This window comes from Kineococcus sp. G2, assembly GCF_037154035.1.
Taxonomy (GTDB): Bacteria; Actinomycetota; Actinomycetes; order Actinomycetales; family Kineococcaceae; genus Kineococcus.
Genome location: NZ_JBBBEM010000100.1, coordinates 1 through 17759, shown reverse-complemented (window position 1 = coordinate 17759; position 17759 = coordinate 1). Strand labels below are relative to the sequence as shown.

Sequence of the window (17759 nt, the reverse complement as noted above, 5' to 3'; positions counted from 1 at the left end):
CGGTCGCGGGCGCCGCGGCGGACGAGGGACGACGGGGACGGGGAGCGCAGTGACGGACGCATCGACCAGCGGGGGCAGGGCGCCGCGCGTGCTCGGCGGGCGCTACGAGGTCGGCGCCCTCCTCGGGCGCGGCGGCATGGCGGAGGTCCACGTCGCCCGCGACACCCGGCTCGGGCGGGTGGTGGCGGTGAAGCTGCTGCGCTCGGACCTGGCGCGCGACCCGTCGTTCCAGGCGCGCTTCCGCCGCGAGGCGCAGGCGGCGGCCGGGCTGAACCACCCCTCGATCGTGGCGGTGTACGACACCGGGGCCGACCACGTCCTGGAGCACGGCGGCGCGCAGGTGGACCTGCCGTGGATCGTCATGGAGTACGTGGAGGGCCGGACGCTGCGCGACGTGCTGCGCACCGACCACCCGCTGTCCACCACCGAGGCGCTGTCCATCACCGAGGGCGTGCTGGGGGCGCTGGAGTACAGCCACACCAAGGGCATCGTCCACCGCGACATCAAGCCCGCCAACGTGATGATCACGCCGGCGGGCGAGGTGAAGGTGATGGACTTCGGCATCGCCCGCGCCGTCAGCGACTCCTCCGCCACCCTCACCCAGACGTCCGCCGTCATGGGCACCGCCCAGTACCTCTCGCCGGAGCAGGCGCGCGGGGAGACCGTCGACGCCCGCAGCGACCTGTACTCCACCGGCTGCCTGCTGTTCGAGATCCTCACCGGCCGGCCCCCGTTCACCGGGGACGCGCCCGTCGCGGTGGCGTACCAGCACGTCTCGGAGCAGCCGAAGCCGCCGAGCGCGCTCGCGCCCGGCATCCCGCCGGCCGTGGACCAGGTCGTGCTCATGGCGCTGAGCAAGGACCGCGAGCACCGCTACCAGAGCGCCGCCGACTTCGCCGACGACCTGCGCCGCGCCGTGGAGGGACGCCCGCTGCGCGGGGCGAGCTTCGCGCCGACGGGCGCGCCGACGACCGCGGTGCCGACGGCGGACCCGACGACGGCGCTGCCGACGGCGGGCCCGCCCACCGCCGCCACCCGCGTCACGCCCGCGGTGCCGCCGGTGCCGCCGCCCGGGGCCGCGGGCGCCGGCGGGACCGGCACGCTGCCGCGCACCGGTCAGCCGGACGAGGACGAGCGCAAGCGGCGCTGGCCGTGGGTGCTGCTGGCGCTCGTGCTGCTCGGCGGCATCGGCACGGCCGGGTACGCGCTGCTGGAGATGGGCGGCGGCGGCGCCTCCGACCCCTCCACGACGTCGTCGCCCACCGCGGTGGACGTGCCGCAGGTCGTGGGCGTCTCGCAGGAGGAGGCGGAGGACCTGCTGGAGCAGGCGCAGCTGGAGTCCGCCGTGGTCGAGGAAGCCAGCGACACCGTCGCCGAGGGCGACGTCATCAGCAGCGACCCCGCGCCCGGGCAGCCCGCGGCCATCGGCTCCACCGTGACGCTGACGGTCTCCACCGGGCCGGAGGCCGTCACCGTGCCCGACGTGACGGGCTTCAGCCAGGACGACGCCCGGGCGGCGCTGCGCTCGGCCGGTCTGGACCCCGGCTCGGCCCAGCCCACCGACGAGGACCCCGACGCCGAGCCCGGCACCGTGGTGCGCACCGACCCCGCCGCCGACGCGAGCGTCGAGCGGGGCACGCCCGTGACGATCTACATCGCCAGCGGGCAGGTCACCGTCCCGGACCTGACGGGGATGACGCTGGAGGAGGCCCAGGCCGAGCTCAACGGCCGCAACCTCAACGTCAACGCCCGCACCGACCCCGGCGCGGAGGGCGAGCCGGGCACCGTCGTCAGCCAGACGCCGACGGCGGACGCCACGGTCGACGCCGGCTCCTCCGTCGAGGTGGTCCTGGCGCCGGAGGAGGCGGCCACGCCCACGCCGACGTCCACCGCGACGCGGACCCCCACGGACACGGCGAGCCCGACGTCCGAGGCGACGGCCAACCCGTCCAGCGCCGCCACCCGCAGCAGCAACCGCGGCAACGGCAACGGCAACGGCAACAACGGGAACGGGAACGGGAACGGCGGGGACGACGAGTCCGAGGACACCGCCGCCGGCGCACCGGGCGGGGACGGCGAGTGACCCGCCTGCTGCACCTGTCCGACACGCACCTGATGGCCCCCGGCGGCCTGCACGGCGGCGGGCGGGTCGACACCACGGCCGTGCTGCGGCACGTCCTGGCGTCCCTGGCCGGGGTGGGCCCCCTGGACGCGGTCGTCGTCTCCGGCGACGTGTCCGACGACGGCTCGGTGCACTCCTACGAGAGCGCGCGGGACCTCGTGGGCGGCTTCGCCCGCGAGCACGGCGCCGCGGTCGTCGCGTTCGCGATGGGCAACCACGACCTGCCCGGCCCGTTCGAGCAGGTCCTCGGCCCGGGGCGTTCCGTGCACGACGCCGGCGGGCTGCGGCTGGTGGTGCTGGACAGCTCCGTGCCCCGGCACGGCCACGGCGTCCTCGGCGACGAGCAGCTGACCCGGCTGCGGGAGGTGCTCGCCGAGCCCGCACCGCTCGGGTCGGTCGTGGTGGTGCACCACCCCCCGCTGCCGGCGCCGACGGTGCTGCACGAGGGCCTGAAGCTGCAGGGACCGCAGCGGCTGCTCGACGCGATCGCCGGCACGGACGTGCGCGCCGTCCTCAGCGGGCACTACCACCACCCCTACGTGGCGACGCTGCCCGGCGGGCTCACCGCGGTCGTCGCGCCCGGTGTCGCCAACCGCACCGACGTGCTCGTCGAGCACGGCTCCGAGCGGGCGGTGCGCGGTTCCGGCGCGTGCCTGGTGGACGTCGACGACGCGGGGGTGCGGGTCACCGTCCTGTCGGTCGCGGCCCCCGGCGACGGGGAGGAGCTGTTCGTCCTCGGCCCGGACGTCGTGCAGCGCATCCTCGACGCGGAGGGCGCCCCGGCGCGCTGACCGGGGCGCCCCCGCGGCGACGTCAGGAGGCCGTCGGGTCCGGCGGCACCTCGCGCTGACCGGCGGCGATGTGCGAGGTGGAGTTCAGCCGCGCCTGCTCGGCGGCGGTGCGCGCGTCCTCCGGCTCCTCCTCGCTGGGCACGGAGCGGACCACCTCCTGCGCGTTGTCGTAGTCCGCCAGCGGCAGGGTGCGCAGCGCCTTCAGCACGTCCTCGCTCGCGCCGCTCGCCTGCGCGGTGGCGATCAGGGCGTCCTTGCCGGCCGGGTAGTCGGCGTCGCGGACGGCGTGCAGGACTTCGTCGTTCGTTGCCATGCCTGAGCCGTACCCGCGCGCGGCGGGATCGACACCCCGCGCTGGAGAGGAGGCGCTCGGGGGCGACCCGGGACTGCGGGGCGGAGGTGAGTGCCACCGGGTGGTGCGACTGCGGATCACCTTCCCCGCCGTGGTTGAGGCGCTCGCCGCCGACGACAGCCAGCTGATGCGCCGGGTCCTGCGAGAAGGCCGATCCGGACACCGGTGTCACCACCGGCGGCCTTCGTTCCTGCGATGCTCGACGCCTTCGCCGGAGACTCCCCCGATCCGGTGACCTCGGTTGCGGGCCCCGGGTCCGACCCGCAGCGTGACGCACCTCCTGGCACGGCCGTCGCAGCGCTGCGGTGGTCGCCGAAGCCCTCACTCGCCGCCGTGGTCGGCATCGGCCTGGTCGCTGCCGCCGGGCGAGCCTGGTGCGGCCCGGCACCGCGGCGATGACCCCGACCCCGACCGGTGTTCACAGCTGCGTCGCCGGTGCACGTCACCGACCAGTGTCCTGAGTCGACAGGTGCTCGCTGGTTCCCGGTGTGGGCGCACACCGGGTGCTCCAGGACCGAAGCCGCCGCACATCACGCTGTCCGGTGCCGAGCGGGACCAGCTGCGCTCGCGGTCGAGGCGCCAGACGAGCGAGGCGGGGCCGGCGGTCCGTACCCGCATCGTGCTGGCTGCAGCCGAGGGGAAGTCGAACGCTGCGATCGCCGCCGAACTGGGCATCCGACGCCCGACGGTGACGAACTGGCGCTCCCGCTCCGCCGTGCACCTGGTGCTGGAAGGCGCCTCCACCGACAAGGCTCCGGCCGTCGAGCGCTGGCTGGTCCGCCACCCGCGCACGGATCGAGCCCTGGAACGAGGGCCCGCGCCCGTACGTGTCAGGTGTCACCCGCGCGCTCGGACGTCGAAGGCGGCGGCGCGTTCACATCGCCGATCGATCCCCTGACACGCGCCTCGGCACGTGGCGCTTGGCCACCTCGCACCACACCTGCGTGCACCCCGGCAGCTGACGCCAACCCCACTGCCGGCTCAGCCCGTTCAACAAGCCCGCAGCCTCATCACCCACCTCGACGCTGGCGGGCCCGGCCAGGTCGACCCTGACGGTCAGCTGGTCCGGCTCCTCGCGCACCGCCAGGGCCAGGACCTGGCGGATCCGTCCACCCACGGCCATCAGCTCCGCTGCCGCCTGCACCACGTCGTCAGCGCGCTCATCGTCCAGACCGCTCCGGCGGGCGCACGAGCTCACGAAGCGCCGAGCTCGAACGAGCGCGTCGGCATCGGGCGCCAACGTGATGCGGACCTCGTCCGCACCACCCGTGTCGTGACTCACGACCGGCTCCTCCTTGGACACGCAGTGCCGCGCCCCTCACCTGAACGTCTTCGAAACCTGATCACCCTCGAAGCACCACCTGGCACGACGCACCCCGACCGCACCGGCGCGGACCCACCGCTCCTGCACCTCGCGCCCTCCACCTCGCGACCTGCCCCTCGGACCGGCCAGCCGGCACCGGCGTCGGCGGCAGAACGGTCGGCCTGCTCACGCACCTCGTGCGGCGTGGGCACCGGCGCACCCGGATCCGGCAGCACCGAGAGCTCACGCCGCCGGCTCGCCGGGTGCTCGTGCACCGTCGGGGCCGGAGTGAGCACGGAAGGGTCCTGCCGCACCTTCCGGGAGGCCGTGCCCATCCTGCGGGAAGGCCGCCCCGGCGAGATGAACAGCTCGCAGGCGTTCGACGCTGCGGTCTCGGGGTCCACGGTCCAGCTCATCGGGACTCCTCAGCTCCGAGGACGGAGACCGGGCGATCCCGAGACTCCGCGGTGACGGTTCCCGCGGCCGCGAACGCGGAGGCGGAACCTGCGGGAGCTGTGGTTCCAACCCGGACCACGGCGCACCCCACCTGACGGGTCGGGACGCGGCGGTGACGCAGTCCTCGAACAGTAGTCCTTGACACCCGTTCCCGTCGTCCCCGCCTGCCGCACCTCGCAGCATCGAGCGGCGCCCGGCCCGGCGGGCACACTGGCACCCTCGTCCGTGGTGCGGGGCAGCGGACAGCGCCTGCAGACGGACGACGTGATCGGAGCAGCACGCGCCGGGCCACTCCCGCACCCTGTCCTGGAGCCGTCGAAGCCTTCCACCACCGCGCTGACGTGGTCCTCGGCCCACCCGGGCACCAACGCCTCGGTGTGGCCCCCCAGGCGCTCGCGATTCTGGGCGAGCAGGTGTTCGCCGCGGACGTCCTCACCCTCAACGGCCTGGACGACCGCCGCGCACCCCAGGGCGTCACCAGCCAGGCTGAGGAGCTCACGGCCGGTGCCGTCGGCGCGGACAAGGCGTTCTTCCCCACCTGCGCCCGCTCAGTGCCGGTCGAGTCCGCGGGGATTCAGGCCGTCGGCCGCATCGCCGCCGGGGCCGTCAGCCCGTACCCGCCCGGGGTGCCCGCCCTGACCCCCGGTGAGGCCCTCGACGCCCAGGCCGTGGACAACCTGCGCTCCGGCGTCGCGGCGGGCATGCTCATCCCCGGCGCCGCCGACGCCTCGATGGGGACGTTGCGCGTCGTCGCCCGCTGACCCCGCCCGCCCCTTGCCCGGCCCGTCCCGCTCGCCCAGCGCTCAGGAACCGAGGAACGATGACCGAGAACAGCGCAACCCCCGGCGCCTCCGCTGAACACGCCCCGGGGGAGCTGTCCGTGGAGCACGGGCAGGGGGCCTCCACCAGCGGCGAGACCGGTGGTGGCCCAGGACCTGAGCGGGTGCGCACGCAGGTGCCCGCCCTGGGCGTCGAGGTGCACGCCCGTGTCTGGGGGGGCGGTATCGGGGCCGGTTGGCGCACCCCGCTCGTGCTCGTCCACGGCCTGGGCCTGTCCAGCCGCTACTTCGCGCCGCTGGGCCGGCGGCTGGCCGCCCTCGGGCACCGCGTGCTGGCGCCCGACCTGCCCGGCTTCGGGCGCACCCGACCCGTCGTGGGGGCTGAGCGGCCGGCCGGTCCGGACGTGCGCTCACAAGCGGAGCACCTCATCGCGTGGATGGACGCCACCGGGCTGCAGCGCGCGGTCCTGTTCGGCAACTCCGTCGGTGTGCAGGTCGCCCTGGAAGTGGCCACCCGCTTCCCCGAGAGGGTGGAGCGCCTGGTGCTGGAGGGCCCCACCCCCGACCCGGCCTACCGCTCGCCCGTCAAGCAGTACGCGCGGGTCCTGCGCAACATGCTGTTCGAGCCGCCGTCGCTGAACTCCGTCTACCAGGCCGACTACGCCTCCGCCCGCGGTGTTCGGGTGTTCGCCCAGCTGGCGCGCACGGTGGACGACCCGATCGAGGAGCGCCTGCCGCTGGTGCAGGCACCCACGCTGGTGGTGCGTGGACGCCACGACCAGACCCTGTCGCAGGAGTGGGCGGAGCGGGTGACGGGGATGCTGCCCCAGGGGCGGCTGGTCGTGGTGGAGGGCGCGGCGCACAACGTGCACTACGCGGCCCCGCACATCGCGGCCCGCCTGATCCACACCTTCCTGATCTCGGAGCTGGACGGTGCCGAGGTGAGCGGGGCCGCGGCGGACGGGGTCGTCGTACCCGCCGACCGCGCTCACCGCGATCCGCTCGCCCCGCGGCTGCCGATCTCCACGCGCACCCACGGCCTCCTGGACTACGCCACCGCCGCGGTGTGCGTGAGCGTGCCGACCCTGCTGGGGTGGGGTCCACGCACCCGTGCCCTCTGGGCGGGTGTCGCCGTGAGCGCGAGCGCGTACAGCCTGCTCACCGACTACGAGCGCGGCGTGCTGCGGAAGATCCCGATGCCGGTGCACCTGAACATCGATGCGGGCACGGGGATGCAGCTCGTCCTCGCGGCAGCCACCGTGCTGCGCGGAGAGCCGGCGGCCGGGCGGTGGGCGACCGCCGCGCTGGGGCTGTACGAGATCGCCGTGGCCAACGCGACGCAGAAGCCCGCCGGTCCCGCTCACCTGGTGCCGCTGCCGGCGCAGGTGAGCACGGACCCAGCGGCGCGCTGAACGTGGCGGAACGCTGAGCGCGGTGGGGCGCACCCGCTGACGAGCGGGCGCGCCCCACCGGAGCCGGTGCCCCGGTCCTGGTGCCCACGGGGCACCAGGACCTCGGGTCAGCCGCCGGCGCGGCGCTGGCTGCTCAACTGCCGCACCCGGCTCACGAGGGCCTCACGCAGTTCGGGGATGCCCTGCCCGGTGGCCGCCGAGACCGCCACGGCGTGGGGGTAGGCGCGCTGCAGGGCCTGCACCCACTCCGCGGGAGCGATGTCGACCTTGTTCAGGACCAGCAGCTCGGGCACCTGCGAGGCGCCGACCTCGTGCAGCACCCCGCGCACGGTGGTGACCTGCGCCATCGCGTCGGGGGCGGCAGCGTCGACCACGTGCAGCGCCAGGTCGGCTTCGACGACCTCCTGCAGCGTGGAGCGGAAGGCGTCGACGAGCTGGTGGGGCAGGTTGCGCACGAATCCGACGGTGTCGGTGAGGGTGTAGGTCAGGGCGCCGTCGCTGACCCGGCGCACCGTGGGGTCCAGCGTGGCGAACAGGACTCCCTGCACCAGCACGTCGCTGCCGGCCAGGCGGTTCAGCAGCGCGGACTTGCCCGCGTTGGTGTATCCGGTGACGGCCACGGAGGGGACCTGGTTGCGGGCGCGGCGCAGGCGCGTGCGCTGCCTGCGCCGGTCGATCTGCTGAGCCTGCTTGCGCAGGCTCGACGCGCGCTGGCGCAGGCGCCGCCGCTCGCTCTCCAGGCGGGTCTCACCCGGACCGCGAACGCCCATGCCCGCACCGCCGGCCACCCGACCGCCACCGACGCGCGACATCGCCTGCCCCTTTCCGCGCAGGCGCGGCAGCTGGTAGGCGATCTGGGCCAGCTCCACCTGCGTGCGGCCCTCGCTGCTGTGCGCGTGCCCGGCGAAGATGTCCAGGATCAGCGCGGTGCGGTCCACCACGCGCACCCCGGTGCGCTCCTCCAGGTTGCGCACCTGCCCCGGGCTCAGCTCGTCGTCGGCGATGACCAGGCCCGCCCCGGTGCGCTGCACGACCTCGGCCAGCTCCTGGACCTTGCCCGAGCCGAGGTAGGTGGCGGGATCGGGGTGAGCGCGCGTCTGCACCACGCGCTCGACCACGACCACTCCGTCGGTCTCGGCCAGGCGCTCCAGCTCCTGCAGCGACAACTGCCCCCCGGTCCCGCGTTCCTCGGGCGGGTCCACGGCGATCAGCACCGCCCGGGCCGTCCGCTCCCCCGCCGCTCCCTGCCCGCTCTCCTCACGGGCTGCGTCGTCGGTGGCGCGTCCCAGCAACCAGGTCCCGGCCATCTCTTCTCCTCCGTCGTGCTCGTCGTGCTCGTCGTGCTCGTCGTGCTCGTGGTGCTCGTCGTGCTCGTGGTGCGGTGCTCAGCCCGCCGGGCGCGCTCGGCGCGCTGCACGGGCCCGCAGCGCCAGCAGCGCCTCGCCCGGGCGCACGAAGCGCTCCGCCAGGGCGGTGAAGGGGCTGCGGCGCACGAGGTGGCTGACGTGGTCCCCGTGGACCTGACCGGGGCCGGGGGTGGGGGTGTCCAGGATGTCGGTGCCGTTGTCCGGGCGCTCTGAGGTCTGCGCGCTGCGGCCGACCAGGCTCAGGACGAGGTCGGTCAGTGCGGGGTTGAGTCGCTGACCGAGGATGAACCCGACGGCGGCGCCACCGACGGCCACTTCCCGGCGCGGGTGGGCGGCTGCGTGCACGATGGTCGCGGCGACCCGCTCGGGGGCGTAGACGGGCGGCGGCGGCTTGCTCATGCTGCCGGTGTAGTTGCGGGAGTGCTCCCAGAAGGGGGTGCCGATGCCGGCCGGCAGGATCGTGGTCACCGCCACCGGGTCCCCGCCCTGGGCCAACTCCATCCGCAGGGCGTCGTAGAAGGAACGCAGGGCGAACTTCGACGCGGTGTACGGGGCGTGCAACGGCAGGGAACGCACACCCTCCACCGACGAGATGCCGATCAACGTGCCGCCTCCGGCGCGCCGCAAGGCGGGCAGTGCGGCCTTGCTGGCCGCGACGTGGCCGAGGAAGTTGACCTCCACGACCTTGCGGAAGTCCTCCAGCGGGATCTGCTCGATCGTTCCGTACACGCTGACCCCGGGGCCGTTGACCCAGGTGTCCACCCGTCCGAAACGCGCCTCGGCCTCCAGCACCAGCGCCTGCAGGGCCGCCGGGTCGGTGATGTCGGTCGGCACGGCGATCGCCCGACCACCGGCCGCGCTGATCTGCCCCACCAGGCTCTGCAGCGCCTCCACGCCGCGGGAAGCGCAGACCACCGCAGCGCCCTCGCGGGCGAGAGCCAGCGCAGCAGCGCGCCCGATGCCGCTGGAAGCCCCGAGCACGACGACGACCTGGTCCTTCACTGCTTTGGCCACCTCGTTCACCTGCCCCAGCACCGATGTGCCGAAACGTGCCGACGGTCCAGCGCGATCCTCGGCTCGTCCCGACCGCGCGCTCGACGACCCCGCGCGGTACCGGCCGCGGCCGCTGAACAGGTGGTGCAGGAGGCTGCTCGCGGCACCGCCCGTTGCCGCGGGTCAGTGCTCGACCGTGGGGCGTCGGGGCCGCGACCGCCCGGCGTGCCTGAAGTCACCACCGGTGCTGCAGGGGGCGGGTCCGTCCGGTGCTGAGCGCCTCGCGTTGAGCTTGTGGTGCTGCGCGCTCAGCACCTGGCGCAGACCGGTCGCGGCGGGCTCGGGAACCAGCAGCTGGGCCAGGTCGCGGACCTTGACGTTGCGGTCCCGGCTCAAGGCGGCCAGCCCCTTGGCCTGCTCGATGGGGGCACGGCTGCTCATCGCCAGGCGCAGGTCCTGCGCGGTCGAGCGTTCCTGCTCCACGCGCCGTCGCGTGGCTACGATCGCGGCGGCGAGCGTGGCCACGGTCAAGGCGAGATCGAGCTCGTCGGCGCTGCTGAAGGCACCGCGGTGCGGGCTGTACAGGCTCAGCACCCCGGCCACCTGACCGTTCAGCGTGCCGTTGGGGACGGCGTCCACCATCACCGGTACCGGCAGCGTCCCAGAGCGGGCGATGAGGTGTCGAGGGCTCGAGGGCCCGGGGTCCGTCGCCGTCGTGGGACGGTCAGCGGGTGGGGTCAGGGCCGGAGCTGACTGTTCAACGCCGGCGGCGCGCCCCGTTCGCGCCCTTGCCCCTGTCAGTCAGTAGAACACCGCAGCGACCGGTCGGCTACCACTTGCACCAACAGGCACCTGTTCGACGGCGCCGACGGCGTTGTCGGCATTGTCGTCGACGGCGGGGATGTGGCACCAGGCGTGCACGCCCTGCCCGTGCACCCGCCAGCCCCAGCGGCAGGACAACGCCGAGATCAGCGCCTCGGAGTGCTCGTTCAGGTGCAGCAGCCGCCGGCCTCGCAGGTCCACCCCGATCAGCAGCCCGCCGTCGGCCTCGGCCACCTGCACCGCCGTGGGCGTCACGGCGCTCTCGGCCCCCTCGAGCAGTTCGGCGGCGGCCAGCACGGCGTCGTCGCCGCGCTGCTCCAGCCCGCACTGCTCGGCCTGCAGCCGCACGAAGCGCCGCGCCTGACGCAGCACGTCAGCACCGCCGTCGGCCAGCTCCAGCCGCACCCCACCTGCCACACCGTCCACGATCAGCCTCCGCTCGAGGAGCAAGGCGCCGCATCCTTGGACGATCCTTGAAGGTGAGTACCCCAGCGCACGGTTCCTCACACGCTCGCACTCCCCCAGCGGACCGGTGGGCCGGGGACGCTGGGAGGTGCGAGGTGCATCGCGCCCGACTGCCGCAGGAGGTGGTGGGGTTACGCTGGGCTCACTGCGCCACCGTCGCGCAGCCCTGGCCCGTCAGGTCAGGTGGTGCGGCGGGCCGGGTTGGACCCCAGCTCTCGCAGGTTCCGCACCCGCACCCGCGGGGTCGGGAACCACCGCGGAGCCCGGCGCGCCCGGTCTGCGCCCTCCAGTGGAGGAACCCACCGTGACCGCACCGTTCGACACCTCCCGTGCCGCCGATACCCCCGGCGCCCCCGCCTCCCCGCCCCCGCAGGACGCCCCGCACGGCACCTCGCACGAGGTGGTGATGGAACCGCAGGAGGCGTTCGCCGAGCTGGGCCGCCTCGTGGTGGGCGAGAGCCCGCTGGGACAGGTGCTGACCCGCGTGGCCGAGCTGGCCAAGGCGTGCGTGCCCGGCGCCGAAGAGGTCTCGGTGACCTTGCTGGAAGGCGGCAAGGCCCACAGCGCCGCCTTCAGCGGGCGGCTGGCCGCCACGCTGGACGAGCGGCAGTACGCCGGCGGTTTCGGGCCCTGCCTGGACGCTGCGCAGTCCGGGCAGGTCGTGCGCGTGGACGACACCGCCGCCGACGCGGTCTACCCCGACTTCGCCGCGATCGCCGCCCGCCAGGGGGTGCGCAGCGTCGTCTCGGTCGGGATGCCGATGCCGCAGCGGATCCTGGGTGGCATCAACGTCTACCGCTTCGACGACGGCGTGCTGGACGAGGAGGCGGTGCAGCTGCTGCAGGTCTTCGCCTCCTACGCCGCCATCGCGCTGGCCAACCACTCCCTGTACGCCTCGGCGATCTCCCTGAGCGCGAACCTGCAGACCGCGATGCAGTCGCGGGCGGTGATCGAGCAGGCCAAGGGCGTGCTGGTCGCGAGTTTGCGCTGCACCCCCGAAGAGGCGTTCACGCACATGGTCAAGCAGTCCCAGCACGCCAACCGCAAGCTGCGCGAGATCGCCACCGACATCGTCCAGCGCGCCAGCCGAACCTGACGCCACCGGTGCAGACAGCGTGTTCTGCACGGACAGCTGCGCATCCGTCGGCGGTCGTGGGTACGTGCCCAGCACCGGCCCTCGCCCGCCGCCAGGCGCTGCACGCCGGCGCGGGCACCGGTCTGCACGCGTGCGACGTGACCGACCGGACAGGCTCACCACCTGTGAGGAGCTGCAGCAGGGTGGTCAGTGTTGAGCAGCACCCTTCCGTCCTCGAGGGACCGCCATGACGCAGTGCCACCACCTCGTCTTGACCAACGTCGTCAGTGAGGCCGAGTGGAGAGCCGGCACCACCACGGTGCTGGCCACCGTCCACGCCGAACTGCAGCGTCGTGCCCAGCAGCAGGGGCTGATCCTGGTCGGCAAACCTCGTGAGAGCGTCGAAGTCCTGCTCGATTCCTACCGCGTGCGGATCACCCTGGCAGCCGATGCCGACCTCTCCGACGCCGTGCAGGCACAGCTGACACCTCGGCGACCTCGATGACCGAGAGCCCCGCGGAACACCGAAACCTCCGCCACGGCAGTCCCACCTCGCGCATCGACCCCGCGAGGACCGTTCCGGTGTCGTCGGGGGCGTGTGGAGGGCCCTGGCTCACCGGCACGGGGTTCATCAGCGGTCGCGACGCAGGCGAGCAGTGGCGTGGTTGAAGGTCCAGCGCACCCGAGGTCGTCACTGGCGGCGTACAGCCGCGGGCACAGCCTGCTGCGCAGGCCCACCTTCTCGACACGCGCGGCGCGGTGCAGCCGGTGTGCGTCAGCGCTGAGCTGACCCACCCGGGTGAGGAACCGCCCGGCCAGCGTCTGGACGCCTGTTCCTGTTGCCGATGCCACTCAGATCGAGCGGGTCTCCCCGGCCCGGTCGCGGTAGGCGGCGCGCACGTCCCCGGCCGCGGCGGCGCGCACGCGCTCGGCGAGGTCGTGGACCTGCTCGGCGTCCGCGTCGACCATCGCCTCGGGGACCTCCGCGAGGATCAGCCGCACCTGCCGCTCGACCTCCTGGCGGTGTTCCTGCGTGCGGGCGGCGGTGGCCACGTCGCGCAGCATGCGCAGCAGGGCCGCCAGCACGGTGGGTTCGTGCTGGCCGTAGCGGCGCACCTGCCCGCACACCAGGTCCAGGTAGTAGCGCAGGTCCCGGTCGGGCACCACGGCGCGCGCGGCGCCGTGCTCGTCCTCGTGGACGGTGGGGCCCAACTGCTTGCCGGTCAGGCGCACCAGCAGGTCGCTGGCGTGCCCGATGCAGTGCGCGGCGGTGACGGGGTCGTTGATGCCGGGCGAGAGGGCCTTGACGGCGATGTCGGTGAGCTGGCGGAAACCGAAGGCGGAGTCCTGCTCGATGGTGCGCTCGTAGCCGAGGGCGACCGTCTGGTGCACCCGCTCGGCCAGCTCGGCCCGGCCCTGCTCGTCCAGCTCGGGCGCCCACGCGCTCGCCAGGGGCGTTCCGGCGACGACGTGGTCGCCGGGGCGCGCGTCGATCCACACCAGCGCGTCGTGCTCACGGGCGGCGCCGACCAGGGCTTCGACGTCGACCAGGCGCACGAACCCGCTGCGGGTGGCGGGGATGCCGGTGGCCGCGGCCCAGTCCACGTGCAGTTCGTCCGGGGTGCGTCGCGGGGGGTCGTCCAGGGAGGGGTAGAACGTGTCGATCGCCTTCAGGGCCTCGTCGTGGACGGTGAGCATCATCGTGTCCACGCGCAGCAGGCGGGTGAGGTGGTGGATGAAACCCAGCACCGCGGCCACGGAGGCGATGCCCAGGACGAACGCGACGAACAGGGCCGCCGCCGGTGGGGGCTGGTCCGGGCGCATCCCGCGCAGCACCGTCAGGGAGAACACGAACGTGGCGACCAGCACCGCGAGGACCGCCTTGGTCCACGGGTCGCGCATGAAGTCGCGCAGCAGGCGCGGGGAGAACTGCTGCGAGGCCAGCTGCAGGGCCACCACCGTCAGGGAGAACGTCATCGAGATGACGCTGATGGAGGCCGCTGCGATCGCCTGCAGCATCGTGCTGGCCCCGTCGGTGCCGCCGGGCCAGGCCAGTCGGGACAGCAGCGAGGACTCCCGCGGGCGCAGCTGCGCCAGGACCAGCCCCGCGGCCAGCGCGACCGCACCGGCCACGCCCGGCCACAACCACACCTTCGCCCCGGACCGCTCGACGTGCTTGGTGCTGTTCCTGCTGGTGCCGCTCCTGCTGCTGGTGCCCACATCCACCACCTACCCAGATCCGGCTCGGAGATCACCGCGGCTGCGGGACCAGCGCCGCACGTCGAGGACGCGCGACGTGCGGGGTGCGGGGTGCGGGGTGCGCTCAAGTCGTCGGTGCGTGCTTGGTCACCTCGCACCACACCTGCGTGCACCCCGGCAGCTGGTGCCAGCCCCACTGCCGGCTCAGCTCGTTCAGCAGCACGACTGCTTCGTCGGCCACGTCGACGCTCACCCGCCCGGTACAGCGTGGAACGCGAGACGCCCACGGCCTCGGCGGCCTCACGACTGGTGCGCCCGGCGGCGAGCAGGCCGCGGGCGGCGGCGGTGCGCTCACGCAGCAGGTCGCGCTCGAACTCACCCAGGGCACCGAACAGGTGCAGCACCAGGCGGCCGGCCGGTGGCGGTGGTGGTCTCGATGGACTCCGTCAGCGACCGGAAACCCACCCCCTTGTTGCTGAGGTCGTCGTGCTGCAGGGCGGAGTCCTGCGCGGTGGTGGAGACCCGGGCGCAGCCGAGGAGGTGACCGGGTCGGCGGGTGGTCGCATCGCCGATCGCAGGGGTCGAGGTGTGGGCGGGGACAGCCGGGACCGTCTCGGAAAGCGCCCACACGCCGCCGGTGAGACGGACGTTTCGGGCACGGGTCCGGAGACGGCGTGTCGTGACCTTGGGCCCTTCCCCCGCGGTGTCTCAGAAACGGTCAGATCTGAGATGCCAGGCCGTCACCACGCTCCGTCACGGCGCGCTCGACCACCTTCCGCTTGTGCCGATGCCCGTGGAACGGCCTGAGCGGACCAACGCTGCAGGGTTCTGCCCGGGCTGCAGGTCGGGCTCGGTGCACGGGTGGTCCGTGCGCGGGCCTCGGGTCAGGGGCGCAGCACGCGAGTGACGACGTCCTCCAGCTCGGACGCGAAGACCTGCGGAAGGCCACCCTCCTCGACGGCGTGCCCCAGGACCGCCTCGGCCACGATGCTCAGCCACAGCGCTGCCCGCTCGGCGGCGATGTCGGCCCGCACCGTCCCCTGCCTCTGACCGGCGGTGACCACGTCCACCAGCGCCCGGCGGACCACCGTCTTCTCGTCCTCGAGCACTGCCACGACCTCCGCGGCGTCGGGAACAGCGCTCAGAGCCTCAGCGAAACCGGCCAGGTCCTCGTCGGCGGCTTCGGCGAGGACGTGCTCGCGCCACTGCTCCAGGGCCGCGAGGGCGTCGTCGGCCGCTGTCGCGCGGATGCGCTCGAACACCTCACGGGTGCGGTCCACGCCGCTCTGGAGGACTGCCACCAGGACGGCGACCTTGGTGGGGAAGTAGTGGAAGAACGTCCCCGACGAAACCTGTGCGGCTGCGCAGATCCGTGCCGTGGTGGCGCGCTCGTACCCGAACTGCGCGATGCACCGGTGAGCCGCCGCGACGATGTCGGCCCGGCGGTCACCACGTTGAACAACCACCTGATCACCCCACTCCGCTCTAGAGCATGCGCTCTAGAGCGCCTACTCTAGCGGCATGGCCGATGCCGATCCGACGGCGCCGAACTCCCCCACCACGACCGCGGCTCCCCTCGAGGCCTGGTCCCTGAGCCGCCCTCGGCTGCTGGTGAGCCTGCTGCTGGGCGGTGTCGTGATCGCAGGCGTGCACAGCGGGCCCCCCGTCGACGAAGTCGCCGGCATCGACCTGCGGTGGGGCCTGACCGGGCCGGCAGCCGGTGACCCGTGGAAGTGGCTCGGAGCGGGACTGCTGGTGGCGGTGGTGCTGCGCGTGGAACGACTGGGCACCTCCTCGCTGCTGCTGCGGCGACCCAGCGGGCGCGACCTGGAGTGGGTGCTCTACGCCTTCGGGATCGTCATGGCGTGGTCGTGGCTGATCGGCACCCTCGCACCGCAGCGGGACAACGAGGGCGTGGCCGCCATCGCCGCCCTCGGGGTCACCGGCGCCCTGGTGCTGATCGTGACGGCGGCGGTGACGGAGGAGATCGTCTACCGCGGCTACCTCGCCGAGCGGCTCGGTGCGCTCTTCGGCCGCCGGCCGTACGCGCGCTGGCTCGGCGCAGCGGCCAGCCTCACGATCTTCACCGGGCCGCACCTCGTCTTCTTCGGACCCTCCTGGCTGCTGCACCAACTCCCCGGCGCGTTGGCCATCGCCGCCATCGCCGTCGTCCGTCGCAACCTCCTCGCGGCCATGACGCTGCACCTGCTCATCAACCTGCCCATCCTGATCCCGGTGGTGGCAGCTTCCTGAGCGCTGGGGCGACGAGATGGCCCTGCCGAGCGCGCGATCATGCCGCGGTCCGGGCACGGTCGCCGTCTCACGACCGGTCGCCTCTGAAACAGGCGCGACGGGCGGCCACGGCACGCTCATCCCGATCCGCACGGTGCGGTCAGGGGGTCGTGGCCAGGGCCGCGATGCGGCGCAGCTCCGCCAGGTGCCCCTCCAGAGCGACGCGGCCGGCACCGGTCAAGGACAGCCAGGTGCGCGTTCGCGAACCGTGCGGGGTCTTGGAGGTGTGCACGTACCCGGCGTCCGCCAGGACCCTGACGTGCTTGCTGAGCACCGAGTCGCTGATGGCCAGCGCCTCGCGCACGGTGGCGAAGTCCAGCGCCTCCACCGCGGCGAGCATCGCGCAGATCTGCAAGCGGTTGGGGGCGTGGACGACCTCGTCGAAGACCGGCCGCACCTGATCGCTCACGCGCCCGCCTGCACGCCCCGGCCCTCGCGCACGCGCCGGCGCAGCAGGTCGTCGATGCGCCGTTCAGTGAGCACCGTGGCCGCGAAGGCACCGATCCCGGCGACGGGCAGGGCGAGGGGCACGCCGGCGAAGGCCTGCAGCGAGAACCCGAGCGCGAACAGCCCGAACACGACGGCGCACCAGGTGCCCAGGCCCTCGCCGTAGCGCTCGATGGAGATCCCCGTGGAGCGCTTCAGCGCAGCCAGCAGGGCCATCGGCGCCAGGATCGCCCCGAACACGATCAGCAGCGTCGATGCCGACTCCGCGCTGCTGCCGGCCTCGGGCCGGCCCACCAGCAGGCCGACGCCCAAGAACAGCGAGGCGGTGCAGGCGGCCGCGCCCAGGCGGTACCACCACGGGGAGGTGATGCGCTCGGCCAGGCGCCGGCGCGTGTCGGTGAGTTCCTGCAGGGCGGCGCGGGCGTCGTCGGGCGTGGCCCTGGGCTCGCTTTCCATGACGGAAAGCTAACTTCTGCTTTCCATCATGGCAAGTGGGCGGGTGCGCCCACGCAGCCGGTCGCTGGAGGGCCCGCTCATGGCGCACTGCGGACATGGCCGCCGCCTCGCAACCAGTCGCTTCTGCGACGGCGATCTTTCGCAGCGCAGCGTCACACCGGGCTTGACGGTCCTCCGTCCGTGCCGGTGAGCGCCCGCTCTCGCGGCGGACTCCACCACACGGCTCGTCCCCCAGGGTGCAGAGCCGGACGGCCGGGCGCTGCGGTCGCTTCGGCGAGCGGACGCTCCCTGCGAAGCTCGCAGAGCTGAGGCGTGATCACGCAGCCCCTGCTCACGGTGCCCGTTCCCACGCGGTGCCTGCCGGGCCCGTTCCAGTAGCGTCGAGCGGATGGCTCCCGTCCCAGGCTTCGGCTGGCGCCTGCGGGGCC

General features: G+C 73.7%; 19 protein-coding genes and 1 pseudogene. 8 read left to right on the top strand and 12 right to left on the bottom strand.

Translation table 11 applies throughout. The features are described from left to right. Positions 1–49: 49 nt before the first annotated feature. Together pknB and V9U69_RS14550 are read left to right on the top strand one after the other, a co-directional pair. Entirely contained in the window at positions 50–2083 is a 2034-nt protein-coding gene (pknB, locus tag V9U69_RS14555; protein WP_337062570.1) for a Stk1 family PASTA domain-containing Ser/Thr kinase, read from the top strand. After that, complete coding sequence (locus V9U69_RS14550) at positions 2080–2913, top strand: metallophosphoesterase family protein (protein ID WP_337062569.1); 834 nt, start codon at positions 2080–2082, stop codon at positions 2911–2913. The genes pknB and V9U69_RS14550 overlap by 4 nt, the downstream gene beginning before the upstream one ends. Positions 2914–2935: 22 nt before the next feature. Here V9U69_RS14550 and V9U69_RS14545 read toward each other — a convergent pair whose 3' ends face one another. Continuing rightward, positions 2936–3226: a DUF2795 domain-containing protein gene (locus V9U69_RS14545; protein WP_337062568.1), complete on the bottom strand. Its 291-nt coding sequence runs from the start codon at positions 3224–3226 to the stop codon at positions 2936–2938. 307 nt (positions 3227–3533) lie between these two features. Here V9U69_RS14545 and V9U69_RS19360 point away from each other — a divergent pair, with 307 nt between their 5' ends. Beyond that, positions 3534–4163, top strand: a complete 630-nt coding sequence (locus V9U69_RS19360) for a helix-turn-helix domain-containing protein (protein WP_442907780.1) — start codon at positions 3534–3536, stop codon at positions 4161–4163. Here V9U69_RS19360 and V9U69_RS14540 read toward each other — a convergent pair. Beyond that, positions 4140–4547 (bottom strand): ATP-binding protein, encoded by a 408-nt coding sequence (locus V9U69_RS14540; RefSeq protein WP_337062567.1) that lies wholly within the window; start codon positions 4545–4547, stop codon positions 4140–4142. The two genes, V9U69_RS19360 and V9U69_RS14540, sit on opposite strands and share 24 nt — an antisense overlap. Before the next feature lie 854 nt (positions 4548–5401). Between V9U69_RS14540 and V9U69_RS14535 the strand changes: the two genes are divergently transcribed. Together V9U69_RS14535 and V9U69_RS14530 are read left to right on the top strand one after the other, a co-directional pair. Further along, the gene (locus V9U69_RS14535; RefSeq protein ID WP_337062566.1) at positions 5402–5785 is read left to right on the top strand and encodes a hypothetical protein; all 384 of its coding nucleotides are present in this window, start codon (positions 5402–5404) and stop codon (positions 5783–5785) included. A 59-nt stretch (positions 5786–5844) separates the two neighbouring features. Continuing rightward, a complete protein-coding gene (locus V9U69_RS14530; protein WP_337062565.1) occupies positions 5845–7215 on the top strand; it encodes an alpha/beta fold hydrolase in 1371 nt (456 codons plus the stop codon). Between the two features lie 107 nt (positions 7216–7322). Here V9U69_RS14530 and hflX read toward each other — a convergent pair whose 3' ends face one another. The 4 genes from hflX to V9U69_RS14510 form a co-directional block, all read right to left on the bottom strand. Continuing rightward, entirely contained in the window at positions 7323–8522 is a 1200-nt protein-coding gene (hflX, locus tag V9U69_RS14525; RefSeq protein WP_337062564.1) for a GTPase HflX, read from the bottom strand. 78 nt (positions 8523–8600) lie between these two features. Continuing rightward, positions 8601–9596, bottom strand: coding sequence for an SDR family oxidoreductase (locus V9U69_RS14520; RefSeq protein ID WP_337062563.1), 996 nt, complete (start codon positions 9594–9596; stop codon positions 8601–8603). Positions 9597–9758: 162 nt separating this feature from the next. After that, positions 9759–10217 carry an ANTAR domain-containing protein gene (locus V9U69_RS14515; protein WP_337062562.1) on the bottom strand — a complete coding sequence of 153 codons (459 nt, stop codon included), beginning with the start codon at positions 10215–10217 and terminating at the stop codon, positions 9759–9761. A gap of 159 nt (positions 10218–10376) precedes the next feature. Beyond that, positions 10377–10823: a hypothetical protein gene (locus tag V9U69_RS14510; protein WP_337062561.1), complete on the bottom strand. Its 447-nt coding sequence runs from the start codon at positions 10821–10823 to the stop codon at positions 10377–10379. A gap of 343 nt (positions 10824–11166) precedes the next feature. Here V9U69_RS14510 and V9U69_RS14505 point away from each other — a divergent pair, with 343 nt between their 5' ends. Continuing rightward, positions 11167–11958, top strand: a complete 792-nt coding sequence (locus tag V9U69_RS14505) for a GAF and ANTAR domain-containing protein (RefSeq protein ID WP_337062560.1) — start codon at positions 11167–11169, stop codon at positions 11956–11958. A 250-nt stretch (positions 11959–12208) separates the two neighbouring features. Beyond that, complete coding sequence (locus tag V9U69_RS14500) at positions 12209–12442, top strand: hypothetical protein (protein ID WP_337062559.1); 234 nt, start codon at positions 12209–12211, stop codon at positions 12440–12442. A gap of 347 nt (positions 12443–12789) precedes the next feature. Here V9U69_RS14500 and V9U69_RS14495 read toward each other — a convergent pair whose 3' ends face one another. From V9U69_RS14495 to V9U69_RS14485, 4 genes and pseudogenes are all read right to left on the bottom strand, one after another. Next, positions 12790–14157, bottom strand: coding sequence for a DUF2254 domain-containing protein (locus V9U69_RS14495; protein WP_337062558.1), 1368 nt, complete (start codon positions 14155–14157; stop codon positions 12790–12792). A 103-nt stretch (positions 14158–14260) separates the two neighbouring features. Then, positions 14261–14389: a hypothetical protein gene (locus V9U69_RS14490; RefSeq protein WP_337062557.1), complete on the bottom strand. Its 129-nt coding sequence runs from the start codon at positions 14387–14389 to the stop codon at positions 14261–14263. 63 nt (positions 14390–14452) lie between these two features. Beyond that, positions 14453–14610, bottom strand: a pseudogene (locus V9U69_RS19355) (recombinase family protein); the annotation flags it as partial. Between the two features lie 410 nt (positions 14611–15020). Next, entirely contained in the window at positions 15021–15602 is a 582-nt protein-coding gene (locus V9U69_RS14485) for a TetR/AcrR family transcriptional regulator (protein WP_337062556.1), read from the bottom strand. Between the two features lie 55 nt (positions 15603–15657). On the opposite strand from V9U69_RS14485, the gene V9U69_RS14480 reads away from it, so the two are divergent. Beyond that, complete coding sequence (locus tag V9U69_RS14480) at positions 15658–16389, top strand: CPBP family intramembrane glutamic endopeptidase (RefSeq protein ID WP_337062555.1); 732 nt, start codon at positions 15658–15660, stop codon at positions 16387–16389. A gap of 139 nt (positions 16390–16528) precedes the next feature. On the opposite strand, the gene V9U69_RS14475 is transcribed toward V9U69_RS14480, so the two are convergent. Further along, positions 16529–16837: a transcriptional regulator gene (locus V9U69_RS14475; RefSeq protein WP_337062554.1), complete on the bottom strand. Its 309-nt coding sequence runs from the start codon at positions 16835–16837 to the stop codon at positions 16529–16531. Next, positions 16834–17331 carry a hypothetical protein gene (locus tag V9U69_RS14470; RefSeq protein WP_337062553.1) on the bottom strand — a complete coding sequence of 166 codons (498 nt, stop codon included), beginning with the start codon at positions 17329–17331 and terminating at the stop codon, positions 16834–16836. The genes V9U69_RS14475 and V9U69_RS14470 overlap by 4 nt, the downstream gene beginning before the upstream one ends. Positions 17332–17759 lie beyond the last annotated feature (428 nt).